Raw genomic sequence first — 12,654 nt, 5'->3', positions numbered from 1 at the left:
GCTTTATTTCCAAAATTTTCTGGCGAACAATTTCATTCTTTTTCATTTTCAAACTCGGTCCGAGCATTATTTTCTACAAATAACAGTATATGTCATTACTAATAGAAACAATCGGTTTTTATAAATCTCGAAATGTTTTGCATTAGACAAGCGCATCAATTTTTGTAATCTCCTTCCCGAAAGAAGATAAGATTATCTTTGGTGACCCATGTTTTATTTTTCCCCCAATTGTAAAAAACACATTCTTCGCAACACGCAGCATCTCATTTATAAAGAATATGAGCCTCTTTATCACCTACATGTTCAATCACAGCATTACTAAATATCCAATCAAATTGATTATCTTCAAAAGGAAATTTCCCTCCAGGATTTTGTACAAACTGTTTCCCAGGAAAAAGAGTATTCATTTGACTTAAATCCTGAACACCAAAACCTGTATAATACATTGAATCATATTTAAAATTTTTCAAAAAATAGTTTCGAGCAGGCAACCCTGCTTCAGTATCTGCATAGTCTGGCTTTCCGTAAATCGCTGCTTCTTCATCAGTAAAATTCCTCTTCGTCTGCGATAGAAAATTCTACTGCTTTACTCGTTAATTTTTGGGGGGATTACCATCCCTCCAGTTACTTTCAATAATTTTTTTAATTGTGATTTTTTGCTCAATCTTAGTTTACGCATTGAAAAAACCAACGCTATGTGAACGATCTTACATCAGGCAATTATTTTTTAAGAAACGTGTCCAATATCCCGCGTAACCCAGCATAAACATCATAAGAAACTGGGTTGGATTAGAATAAAGATGCACGCTTTTATAAGGCAACATCAGAATTAACACTAACAAACCTACTGAACCGACTCTAAGCAAAATACGATGAATATCAGGTATAGCTTCATGCTGGGCAGCTTGTTCTGAAGCTCTAGCACCCAGCAATAGTATAAGAAAAAAGACTAAATGACCGAGAATACCTGTTTCCCATAATAATACGACAGTAGCTGTTGTATTGATTTGATAAGGAAATCGATCAACTAATTCTCCTGTGCCTATTTTACTTGTATGAGTTGCACCCATGCCATAACCTAGCAAGCTATGTTGAATATCACCTTTCTTGACATTCATTTCCCACCAATTTATTACAAGACTAACCCGTCCTTTCTGACCTAATTGTACTGATTCACTGTCGGGGTCTAGTGCTCTGCTTATATGTTCATAAGCCGTAAGGGGAGGTCTATTGGTACTGAATGCACTCGAAGATCCGCCTGCATAATGTAGCTTTTCATACATCAGCAGTATTCCGCTCATAATTATAATTACAGCGATTACAATTGTTATTGATTCCACAGGTCGTCTTAGTATCTCTCTACGATAATACAAGCCAATAACAACAGGCAATAACATCACTGGCAATTTGACTTCTGCTAAAGCTAACGTGCTCACTCCCGTTAATATTATTACTGTCGCCCACATACCTTGGAGTTTTTTCTCTCTCCATAATGCAATAGCAATCAGAATTGCAATTAATAGCAAAATAGCCATACCAGCACTATCTCCGCCACCCGAGATATTACCGGGGAAAGTCCCTACTACTGCATCAAAAGGAGAAAGCCGAGTACTTTTCTGAGAAACAAAGAAATACTGATAAAGAGCCATAGGAAATTGTATAACTGCCACTATCAGAAGAGCCTTCCATATTCGCTCTACCACTTTCTCAGAAATAAGACCAAACATAAAAACCAGCATTAATGGCCACATGAGAAAATAATGACGCGATGCATTTACAAAATCTGCAAACTGAGGGCGATCTATAAGAGTAGAAAAAATCACTATTAAAAGAAAAAATGCGGGGAGCAATAGATCTTTTGAAACTGAAGAATATAGAACATTCTTTCTATCACGTAATAAATGAAGTATCAGAGGCAGCAATAATGCAGCGCTTACTAAAACGGTAAGCCATTGAAGCTGTGTAAAGCGTATGAAATATGCGCTAGGACCACTTACCAGGAACACCACGCCGAAAATAATCCAAACTGTCCAGGCAACGGGTGCAGCAACGACAAAAACAATTCCATATAATGCCAATAAGACAATTAAAAGCACAACATTTCCAAATGCAGCAAGCACTCCACTGACTATGGATAGAAATAAAATACTAACCAGCAGGAGCGCAACAGGAATTGTTTTAGAATTAAGAGGACTGCTGGAAATCTGCAGGTTCTGCACTTTTGCCCTCATTAAGTTACTGCCGCAAATAAGCGCAGATAGAAATATTCCAGATAAGAACCTTTGCCATTGTTCAATCGAAAATCAAACATATAACAGATAGAATCATCCTTAAGAGGAGCGTTATCAATTAATCCTCTCATGTCTCAAAAGCCCCTATTAATCTAATACGGTTGGAAATATCTATCATTGATAATAAATCCTGAATAAATCTATTTTGTAAGCGATATGCTGTATTCTCATCGGAAGAAATAGAAGATACTCGTACCAACATACCATCGGGCACATTACCAGTTAAACCATAACGTAATTGCTGTAACTTCTGCTCAATTCCCGGCATCACAGCTTTGTCCCCGATAGTCACCCAATAAGTAATGGGTTCATTGCGATTTCCCTTAGTAGCTAATAAGCGTCTAATCGGGAGAATTCCGTATTCAGTAGCCAATTCATCGGATAAAATCTTGTTAACCTCGAAGCCTTGCGCGTAGTAACACACTTCTGGTTTGTGCACTGCTAAATTATCACTTTGATCACCACCATAAGCAATAGAGAGCATTATGCGCTCGCCATTAGAATTGACATAGGTTCTTACCAGAGTTTGATTATAAATTTTATCAAGCTTAGCTTGAGTTTCAGTGTCAACTTGCAACGGTATGATGGATTGATCAATATGCCAATCCCCAAATTTTTGGGGAATCACTGTTTCAAGCGTAATACTATCTCGCTGATCTGCAATTTTGTTGGTAGGGATTAAAATTCTTGTCAAAACACTAGATGACAACATCAACACCCCTAATACAATCGAAGTCATGAATGATTTTTTTAATGATTCCACTATCTCTCCCTAGCGTTTTAACATCGATGAAACACAATGAGCTTACCAATTATGAATTCATTGAATGAAGACCATTTATCGATCTTAGCTTAGCGATATACTGCAAGAATCCATCAACACCAATTATTAATATCAACGCACTGATAAAGAGAACCATTCCTGCGAAATCATGCAGAAAGCCTTGCCCTGCAGCATCACCAAAATGATAAGTAATTAAGGTCAACGTCATAACGCGGATAACATTAGCGGTAAATGAAATAGGTACAATAAGAATTGCGAGTGATACGTTGCGAAAAAGTGACGTATGATGAACTAGGTTCAAATAAAATAATCCTAACGCTTCTAACGTAAGCAATGTCTGCAATCCAGCACAAGCATCTGCAACAAGAAGCTGATACTGACCAATTTGTAAAATCACCCCATTCCTCGAAATAGGATAATCTGCCCAAAACAAAATATTCTCCGCCGCATAAGAAACCGCCATTTTCATCGGCATCGTAAAAAAACTAACGATTGACCCGGGAAGCGGAATCATAAATAACAGGAAAAACAGGGGAAACCACATGACTTTCAATGCATTCATCCCTCTTTTGATCAATAAAATCGAGGCAAGAATTAAAACGAAAGAGCTTATTTCTAATATCAATATCTGCTGGGAATAGCCAATCACGTAAAAAATCAATCCCACAAAAAAAACCAACCATCCCCAGTTAATAATTATTATCTTTTCATTACCGCCTATCATTTCAGGCCATCGTCTATAAATAAGCCAACATGAAAGCAATAAGATAATGGGTCCGTGCGCTTGCTCTTGAGCTGTCCACAACCCTGTGGCAAGATGATAAAAAGTAGGGATATATAAAACTAATAACCCCAGCAATACCGGCCACCAATCTGATAAATTTGACTTTGAGTAAGCTAATTGATGTGCAGGCATACAGAAGGATTAAAAATCAATGAGTACCGAACCTACCACTTCGGCACCAGCAGATTTTAGCTGTTCGTTGATATCATTGATATCATTGATACGTGTGTGATTTTTGTGCGCAACAATCAGAGCACCATCTGTGCGCGCGGCAATAGCCAAAGCATCTACGCCACTTGAAAATGCTAATGTATCATAAAGAATCACATCAAACTGATTCGCAAGTTGAGCATTTAGAACATCAAATGCAGGACGATTAAGGAGTTCCAGAGGATTGGGAGGAAGAGCACCAGCTGGTAATACAGATAAATCAACAAATGAATCTATTTTGCAAATCACTTCAAAAATATCTGCACGGCCCGCCAATACATCGGATAAGCCTTGTTTATTTTTTAAATTAAAAATGTCATGTTGCTGTGGATATCGCAGATTTGCATCAATCAAAAGCGTCCGCTCGCCAAGCTGTGAGAAGACGATGGCAAGATTAGCTGTGAAGAGACTTAGTCCATCATTTGGATTGTAACTTGTAATGGCTAAGGCTTTATGTCCAGCCGTAAACCAGCGTAACATCAATTGGCTGCGGACTGCTCGGAAAACTTCTACTTGAGCCCCAAACGGCTGATACGCCACCACCAGCTCGGGCGGATGATTTCCCTGCCCCGGTAATAGATAGGGGTAATCAAATTGCTGAGACAGAACTTGCTGAATATCGGCTTCAGTTATCAACCCTAATTTTAGGGCCGCATCCCCAAACCGCAGACCGCTTTCTTTTTGCAGACGCAATATACGCTCCGCTTCTGCTGGTGTAATTTTGCCCATATCGAGCAGAATACGACCTATGCTCAGTTTACGAACAGAGGATGAATTCATGGCAACGGCACTTGAATTATTTAATTGATCTGTTTCTGAGGAATCATAGATAGTCATTTTTATTTTCCTATTTTTGACCTAATAGATTGATCTTTTGTATCAAACGTGGCAAAAATAATGGCAAGCCCTTCTGGGGAGAAGCTCCCCACTTTACTACCCCAAGAACAGGCGCTTGCAGGATATTCGTGAGATCTTCTGGAGAACGCACACGTTGATCAATCATCTCTGCAACCAAACCGGATCCTATTCCCAGCATGGTTCCCAAAAATAAAGATAGCACTACATTCAACAACAACTTGGGACTATCAGGTTTGTCTGGAATCTTTGCTGTATCAAGAATCGAAACACTGGATAGATTCGATTGCCCCTCTAGAGTTGTTTGATTCAGGCGCTGCATGGCAGCGTTATAGGCTTGTTGCGCTCCTTCAACTTCGCGAGTAAGAAGTTGCAATTCATCCCTAGAGCGATTCAGAGTAAGAACTTTAGCTTTTTGCTCTTCGAGTGCCGCACGAATTTCAGCTTCTTTCTTTAGAGCATCTTGTGCCGTTGCTTTAATATGCCTGTTAAGCTCTGATCGCAACATATCGACTTCGGCTTTTGCCCCTGCATAACTCGGATGATTACGGCCCAATTTCTGGGAAATTTCCGAAAATTTGGACTCAGCTTGCGACAAGTTAATTTTAAGATTACTGATCATTGCATTCCTGAGACTTTGAGCATCACTACCGCGCTTAGATCCATCTTGCTCTGCAGTTCCTAGCAATTCTGCTTGGGCAATGACCAATTGACTAGAAAGCTCGTTTAATCGTCGTGTTTCAACGTCGAGACGAAAATCGGTATCAATGATACCTTTGTCATGTTGATACGCTGATAATTTCTTTTGGGCTGCATCCAATCTGTCACGGAAAATATTCAGTTGGCTCGTAAAATAGGTTGCTGCATTTTGCGAAGGTTCAACTGTAAGACGGATACTTATCTCTTGATAGGCATTAGCAAAAGCATTAGCAACCATAGCCGCAAATTCAGCATCGGTACTTACGTAGTTGATCTGAATGACACTGCTATCACGCGATGTTTCGATGTTTAAATCCTTAAGGAGTCCACCAGCCAGCCAATCCTGCAAGCTCAGGCCGGTCTTACTTTCCAAGTAACTTGTTTTCACAATTTCACTCTGATCAAGTTTTAGCTTGTCAATTACCATTAACGCAGTTTTGGTACTCCTGATGATATCCAACTGGGTAGCCATGTAATTGCTAATTTGTTGTGGAGCCAACATCATGCCTGTCACAGGATCAGCCCCTTTATAAGTCAGAACTAATGTTGCAGTCGACTTATAACTCTTCGGCAATAGCAGGCTCACGACTACTGTAGTAAGTACGGTTAATGTCAATGCAATCAGAATGATATTGCGACGAGCCAACAAAATAAGAAGAAGCCGGGAATAATTCATAGTAATCTCTTAGCTCAGATGGAAAATACCTTATGCAGAAACAAGCTTTGCATTATCAGAATAGACTTTCGCGGATATAAATTACATCATCAGGTTGAATTAAATCGCTGGGATTAACGCTCAAAATTTGCAGATTGCCTTGAGCATCCCGGCGTTGAATACGCAAGCCACGTTCAGTACCCCGCTGCGTCAATCCCCCACCGACTGAGAGCGCCTGGATGACAGTCATATTGCGTTCCAGTCTATAAACTCCAGCTCGTTGAACTTCACCGTAGATATAAAAACGCGGTGCTCGATCGACATAAATCAGATCATCGCTTCTCACGGTCACGTTTCTGCTCAAATCGTTGGAACGTATCATTTCTAAGATATCAATGATCTCTTTCGAGAAAGAATTACCATCTGAGCGAATCAGAGTAACTACTTCACCACCTTCTGGTATCACTCCACCGGCCATTGCCAGAATATCGGTCACGCTGCGTTTTCCATCGACGGGATAGCGCCCCTGATTACGCACCAACCCAAGAACAGACACCATTTGACTCTGCAAAGATGAAGCCAGGATATTCACTTGGGGTCTACGAATGATATCTTTGCTTTCAAGTAACTTGGCAATCTTTTTTTCAGCAGAAGCAGGCGTCAGTCCATCAATAAATATTTCACCCAGAAGCGGAAAAGTGATATTTCCTGTTTCATTAATCTTCACTTCAGTGGTTAAATCCGGATGTCCATAAACAAAAATTTTTATCATATCGCCCGGCCCCAGTACATTCCTTTTGGTTTCTGCAGCTACAGCATTACCGATGCAACTTACCCAAACCACCGCGAGAATCAATATCAATAACTTTGCTTTATTCATAACGGACATCCTTTACTAAAATCTTTGAAGTTTATATTACTTATCAGTTAAATACACATGTCCAAACATATGTGCTTAAAAATAAAAAATTTATTTTAATCCCATAATACCACGTTCGATGAACCCTTCAGAAACTGGTTCCTGTGGCGAATTCGAATTATTGGCAGCTTCAGGGGTTAATACACTCGATTGAGCATTCGATTTCTCTGCATCTCCTTGCGGGGCTTTAGCATTTAAATATTCGATTTTTGCTAATGAACGCAAACGTGAAATTTCTGCATCCGTGGCTTGTTTATATTTTTGATTGGCTAAATATCGCTCAATCTGTTGCGCTGCTGTTTTAAATGAAATCGGATTATCTCTCATCGCAGTCACAGAAATAATTAAACCGTGCTCCTGCTCATTCACAATAATAAGATGATCCTGACCCTTTTCTTGCAGCAGTTTGGCCATTTCTGCTGGCAAATCGGAAGTGTTGCGAGATACGGAATTGCGTGAATACTGGATATTCTTCTTATCAAGCCAAGCCACCACTTCATTTACAGATTTTGCACCATCTATCCGTGCTTTTAATTCATGATCCATATCCTTGCTGGCAAGTCGCAGAATTGTCAAATCGAATTGTTTTCGTTCTGAAAATAGCTCGGGATGTTTCTCAAAATATTCTTTTATCTCGATATCAGATGGCTTAGCCATTTTACTTGCCATCCCATGTAAATAAGCCTGCGCAGTAATCTGCGCAATGGCTCGCTCTCGCGCTTGCATGACGTCGGGTGTTCTATCCAGTTTGTTTCGTACAGCTTCGTCAACAATCAACTGGCGTGCAATCAATGATTCAAGCAGTTGCTTACTGACATTTTCGTGCTGATCCACACGAATTCCGGCGCGCTTTATCTCATCATTAAGTTGAAGTAGCGTAATTTCATGCCCATCAACACTCACTAGCGCTTGCCCAGACTTTCTCTCCTTGGGATGATTATTACACGCACCCAATGCTAAAACAGAAATAAGCGCCAGACAGATCAACTTCATTTGAGTATTTGCCAATACCATAAAATTTTCCTTTTTTGATTCTAAAAAAAGCAATTTTGCATAGCGTCGCACTCAATATAAAACCAAATTGACAGATCAAGATCAGATCAGCTACGACAATCAGATAAAAAACTTTAATAAGCAGATTATTTTGAGAAACACTTAAATCGCCATTTAGAGTGAATGGCAAATGGATAACACTCATTATAAGCTTACTCATCGCATTTCAAAAAACTGGAAATATAATGGTATGCTCGCTCTTATTGATCAAAAATAAAAAATATCAATAGAAATGTTTTGATATCAGATTTTTTATTATGATTTCATTACCTTTACTTCAATTGCGGGAACTCCCATGATCAAAGCATATGCTGCACAAGAAGCCGGCGCCACATTACAGATGTTTGAGTATGATCCGGGTCCGTTAGATGTTCAGGATGTCGAAATTGATCTTGAACATTGTGGAATTTGTCATAGCGACCTGAGTATGTTAAACAATGAATGGGGAATAACGCAATTCCCTTTTGTACCCGGCCATGAAATTATCGGTATCATCAGCGCTGTAGGCACACATGTACATCATTTACAACCCGGGGATCGAGTCGGACTTGGATGGCATTCAGGTTATTGCCTCACGTGCTCTGCATGCATGTCCGGCGATCATAATTTATGTGACAATGCTGAAGCGACCATCGTAGGCCGCTATGGCGGTTTTGCAGAAAAAGTGAGAGCTAACGCCGCCAGTGTGGTAGTACTGCCAGAAAATATGGACCCGCAAAGTGCGGGTCCTCTTTTTTGTGGTGGCATTACCGTGTTCAATCCTCTCCTGCAGTTCAATATTGCACCGACAGCCAGCGTTGCAGTCATTGGTATCGGCGGTTTAGGCCACATTGCATTACAATTCCTCAAAGCTTGGGGTTGCCACGTCACGGCTTTTACCTCCAGTGACCATAAAAAAACGGAAGCCCTGGAATTAGGGGCTGATGAAGTACTGGACACCCGCAAACTCTCAGACCTCAAAAATTCCGCCAATCGATTTGATTTGATTCTATCCACTGTAAATGTAAAACTCGATTGGAATCTCTTCATTGCTACTTTACGCCCAAAAGGTCGTCTACATTTTGTCGGAGCAACCTTGACGCCACTCGATATCAACATTTTCCCATTAATCTCCGCTCAGCGCTCTCTCTCAGGCTCTCCCGTTGGCAGTCCTGCTAGCATCAAAACAATGCTAGCCTTCGCCGAGCGCCATCAAATTAAACCGATCGTTGAAGCCTACCGATTTGATCAAGTGAATGAAGCTTTGGCTAGATTGGCAAGCGGCAAAGTAAAATACAGAATTGTTATAAGCAATCAATAGGTCGACATGATTATAGATGCTTCCATTCCCACCATTTTGTTGCTGAGCTGACAAAAAACTGATTCTAATGACCTAGAATCCCATTTTTTTTCGAATAATCCAGGCGAAAAGTCGGCCACCAAACATCCAACGCGAAACCACCGCGGCTTTTGAATCCCATGGCAATGCATGCCGTACCGGCGGAATTGATCTGGAAGTCGCTTTTAAAACAGCGCGAGCAATTATCTCGGGGCCGGGACACTGTGGCTCATGACTCACAAGTTTATGCAATCCTGCGATAATTTTCTGATACGCCGCAGGATGCTCAACTGCTTCAAGCAATTCAAATTCTTTAGTCACAAATTCCGTTTTAATTAAACCCGGGGCAATCATTACAACGTCAATACCCAGCCCTTTGACTTCTCCGCGTAATGCTTCGGATAAGGCTTCCACTGCATGCTTGGATGCAGCATACCAGCCGAATCCCGGAACAGAAAATCTTCCTAAAACCGAAGAGATATTGATAATGCATCCTGAGCGTTGTTCTCGCATATGCGGAAGCACCGCCTGCATGCATATCGCATACCCAAACACATTGACTTCGAATTGATGATGTGCGGTTTCCATAGATACACATTCAATGGTACCCAGTCGACCATAACCCGCATTATTGACGAGCACGTCGATACGGCCTTTGGTCGCGATAATATGTTCTACGACGCTGCGGATCGCGGCTTCGTCCATAACGTCAAGTTGAATGGGCTCAATGTTTTCGGAACGAATCTCTTCCAATCGATGCTTGCGTCTTGCAACAGCAAAAACATAGAATCCATTCTGAGCCAACAGAACGGCCGTAGCCCGTCCAATGCCGCTTGAGGCACCGGTCACGAATGCAATTTTTTGTTCCATGCTTGTTTTTATCATCCATCACGATAGTCAATTGATATTTAACCAATTGAGTAGCAAATAGAATTAAAACTTGTTATCGGGGGAACATCAAATGAAACCAAACAATATATTTTCAAATATCCCCTGTGAATTGAAGCAGGAAATATTTGAGTTCATCATCAAAAACCAAGCAGTAATGATTGAACGGATCATTTCCAAGGGTCAGACATCCCCGGAATCCAGTTGGTTCGATCAGGAAAAGAATGAATGGGTTATTCTTCTAAAAGGAAAAGCCGTCGTTGTATTTGAAAATCAGACCCCGGTGCAGCTCAACAAAGGAGATTACATCAACATTCCATCTCATACAAAGCACAGAGTCGCCTGGACTGATCCGGATAACGAGACAATTTGGCTAGCTGTGCACTATTGAACACGCAATACGGTGATCATACAAGATCAGTGAAGAATCGTTTATCATGCACAGCAATTTGAATCATCTTTTTAAATTATTGCTGGTTACTGCTTATAGGGGACTATATCTCTACAAAAGAGATATTGCTGCCAGGTCATTATTTGGTAGCTTGTCTACCGTATTTTTGACGGAATTTCTCAACCCTACCTGCCGTATCCACAATCTTCTGTTTGCCCGTATAAAATGGATGGCACTGCGAACAGACTTCAATATTCAAGGCTTTATTCATGGTTGAGCGTGTTTTGAAAACATTACCACAACTGCAAGTCACAGTTATTTCTTGGTAATCTGGATGAATGTCTGCTTTCATTACTGATGTCCTCAAATGATTCGTCCCTCAACGGGAAGATTAAAAAGCCGTGATTATCCTTGAATGTGAATATTGACGCAACTCTGAAAAAAACGGATCAGACTCGCCTCATTGAGTCGAAAAAGTCGGAGTTGTTTTTGGTGGCTTTGATCTTATCCAATAGGAATGCCATTGCGTCCATATCATCCATCGGATGCAGCAATTTACGCAGCACCCAAATCTTCTGCAGTATCTCCGGCGCGATCAATAATTCTTCGCGGCGCGTGCCCGATCGGTTGACATTGATAGCCGGATAGATCCGCTTCTCTGCCATTTTCCGGTCGAGATGAATTTCCATGTTACCCGTACCCTTGAATTCCTCGTAGATCACATCATCCATACGTGATCCGGTATCGATCAGAGCAGTCGCAATAATGGTCAATGACCCCCCTTCCTCGACATTACGCGCCGCTCCAAAAAATCGTTTTGGACGCTGCAATGCGCTGGCATCAACGCCGCCTGTCAATACCTTGCCAGAGGCAGGAACGACCGTATTATAGGCACGCGCCAAACGGGTGATGGAATCCAGCAAGATTACCACGTCCTTCTTGTGTTCTACCAGACGCTTGGCTTTCTCGATCACCATATCGGCCACTTGGACATGGCGCATCGCCGATTCGTCAAATGTCGAGGAAATTACTTCTCCTCTGACCGAACGTATCATTTCAGTGACCTCTTCCGGTCGTTCATCAATCAGCAGCACCATCAATATGACATCTGGATAGTTGGCGGCAATCGCATGCGCGATATGCTGCAACATGACGGTTTTTCCCGATTTGGGGCTAGCAACCAGCAATCCGCGCTGACCTTTTCCAATTGGCGCAATCAGATCGATAATCCGACTGGTAATGTTTTCTTCGGCTTTGATATCACGCTCAAGCACTAATCGCTCATCCGGAAAAAGCGGCGTTAAATTCTCAAACAGAATTTTTTGCTTTGAATTCTCGGGCGGTTCGTTATTGACCTTATCAACCTTTACCAGCGCAAAATAACGTTCCCCATCCTTGGGCGGACGAATTTCGCCATCGATAGAATCGCCGGTATGCAGATTAAAGCGCCGGATTTGACTCGGAGAAATATAAATATCATCCGGACCAGCCAAATATGAAGTATCCGGAGAACGCAAAAAACCGAATCCATCCTGCAGCACTTCCAAAGTTCCGTGACCATAAATATTCTCACCTTTGCGCGCCTGATTCTTGAGCAATGCAAAGATCAGATCCTGCTTTCGCATTCGATTGGCTCCATCGATTTCGTTCTCGACGGCCATTTTTACTAATTCGGTAACATGTAGGTTTTTCAGATCTGATAGGCGCATGAAAAAGCTCGTGAAAAGTACGTAAGTAAAAGAAAATTGCTTGGAGAAAAACTACTGCTGATGGGAAACCTGAAAAATAATACTGCGCATCAAGTCGA

At 41.3% G+C, this 12,654-nt stretch carries 13 protein-coding genes; 2 read left to right on the top strand and 11 right to left on the bottom strand.

From position 1 onward, the window contains the following. Positions 1 to 263 precede the first annotated feature (263 nt). The 8 genes from ABF87_RS05265 to ABF87_RS05230 all read right to left on the bottom strand — a co-directional run bounded on the left by ABF87_RS05265 (position 264) and on the right by ABF87_RS05230 (position 8,262). Positions 264 to 470 carry a methyltransferase domain-containing protein gene (locus tag ABF87_RS05265; protein ID WP_160828079.1) on the bottom strand — a complete coding sequence of 69 codons (207 nt, stop codon included), beginning with the start codon at positions 468 to 470 and terminating at the stop codon, positions 264 to 266. A gap of 237 nt (positions 471 to 707) precedes the next feature. Next, entirely contained in the window at positions 708 to 2,231 is a 1,524-nt protein-coding gene (locus ABF87_RS05260; protein WP_160828078.1) for a hypothetical protein, read from the bottom strand. Between the two features lie 127 nt (positions 2,232 to 2,358). After that, positions 2,359 to 3,030, bottom strand: a complete 672-nt coding sequence (gene epsI, locus ABF87_RS05255; RefSeq protein ID WP_160828094.1) for an exosortase-associated protein EpsI, B-type — start codon at positions 3,028 to 3,030, stop codon at positions 2,359 to 2,361. 73 nt (positions 3,031 to 3,103) lie between these two features. Further along, a complete protein-coding gene (gene xrtB / locus ABF87_RS05250) occupies positions 3,104 to 3,991 on the bottom strand; it encodes an exosortase B (RefSeq protein WP_160828077.1) in 888 nt (295 codons plus the stop codon). A gap of 9 nt (positions 3,992 to 4,000) precedes the next feature. Further along, positions 4,001 to 4,906 carry a chain length determinant protein tyrosine kinase EpsG gene (gene epsG / locus ABF87_RS05245; protein WP_160828076.1) on the bottom strand — a complete coding sequence of 302 codons (906 nt, stop codon included), beginning with the start codon at positions 4,904 to 4,906 and terminating at the stop codon, positions 4,001 to 4,003. Positions 4,907 to 4,916: 10 nt separating this feature from the next. Next, the gene (epsF, locus tag ABF87_RS05240) at positions 4,917 to 6,299 is read right to left on the bottom strand and encodes a chain length determinant protein EpsF (RefSeq protein ID WP_160828075.1); all 1,383 of its coding nucleotides are present in this window, start codon (positions 6,297 to 6,299) and stop codon (positions 4,917 to 4,919) included. Positions 6,300 to 6,354: 55 nt separating this feature from the next. Then, the gene (gene epsE, locus ABF87_RS05235; protein WP_160828074.1) at positions 6,355 to 7,158 is read right to left on the bottom strand and encodes a polysaccharide export protein EpsE; all 804 of its coding nucleotides are present in this window, start codon (positions 7,156 to 7,158) and stop codon (positions 6,355 to 6,357) included. Positions 7,159 to 7,248: 90 nt separating this feature from the next. Further along, entirely contained in the window at positions 7,249 to 8,262 is a 1,014-nt protein-coding gene (locus ABF87_RS05230; RefSeq protein ID WP_345789881.1) for an EpsD family peptidyl-prolyl cis-trans isomerase, read from the bottom strand. A 283-nt stretch (positions 8,263 to 8,545) separates the two neighbouring features. On the opposite strand from ABF87_RS05230, the gene ABF87_RS05225 reads away from it, so the two are divergent. Beyond that, positions 8,546 to 9,550: an NAD(P)-dependent alcohol dehydrogenase gene (locus ABF87_RS05225; RefSeq protein WP_160828073.1), complete on the top strand. Its 1,005-nt coding sequence runs from the start codon at positions 8,546 to 8,548 to the stop codon at positions 9,548 to 9,550. A 72-nt stretch (positions 9,551 to 9,622) separates the two neighbouring features. On the opposite strand, the gene ABF87_RS05220 is transcribed toward ABF87_RS05225, so the two are convergent. Then, on the bottom strand, positions 9,623 to 10,438 hold the full coding sequence (locus ABF87_RS05220; RefSeq protein ID WP_160828072.1) for an SDR family NAD(P)-dependent oxidoreductase: 816 nt from the start codon (positions 10,436 to 10,438) through the stop codon (positions 9,623 to 9,625). Positions 10,439 to 10,529: 91 nt separating this feature from the next. Here ABF87_RS05220 and ABF87_RS05215 point away from each other — a divergent pair, with 91 nt between their 5' ends. Further along, entirely contained in the window at positions 10,530 to 10,847 is a 318-nt protein-coding gene (locus ABF87_RS05215; RefSeq protein WP_160828071.1) for a cupin domain-containing protein, read from the top strand. A gap of 139 nt (positions 10,848 to 10,986) precedes the next feature. Here ABF87_RS05215 and rpmE read toward each other — a convergent pair whose 3' ends face one another. Beyond that, positions 10,987 to 11,199 (bottom strand): 50S ribosomal protein L31, encoded by a 213-nt coding sequence (gene rpmE / locus ABF87_RS05210; RefSeq protein WP_160828070.1) that lies wholly within the window; start codon positions 11,197 to 11,199, stop codon positions 10,987 to 10,989. Between the two features lie 97 nt (positions 11,200 to 11,296). After that, positions 11,297 to 12,556: a transcription termination factor Rho gene (gene rho / locus ABF87_RS05205; protein WP_160828069.1), complete on the bottom strand. Its 1,260-nt coding sequence runs from the start codon at positions 12,554 to 12,556 to the stop codon at positions 11,297 to 11,299. Between the last annotated feature and the right edge of the window lie 98 nt (positions 12,557 to 12,654).

The sequence above is a fragment of the Nitrosomonas sp. JL21 genome (assembly GCF_009833095.1).
GTDB lineage: Bacteria > Pseudomonadota > Gammaproteobacteria > Burkholderiales > Nitrosomonadaceae > Nitrosomonas.
Note: the sequence above shows the minus strand (reverse complement) of the source record. Positions and strands in the feature narration are given on the sequence as shown.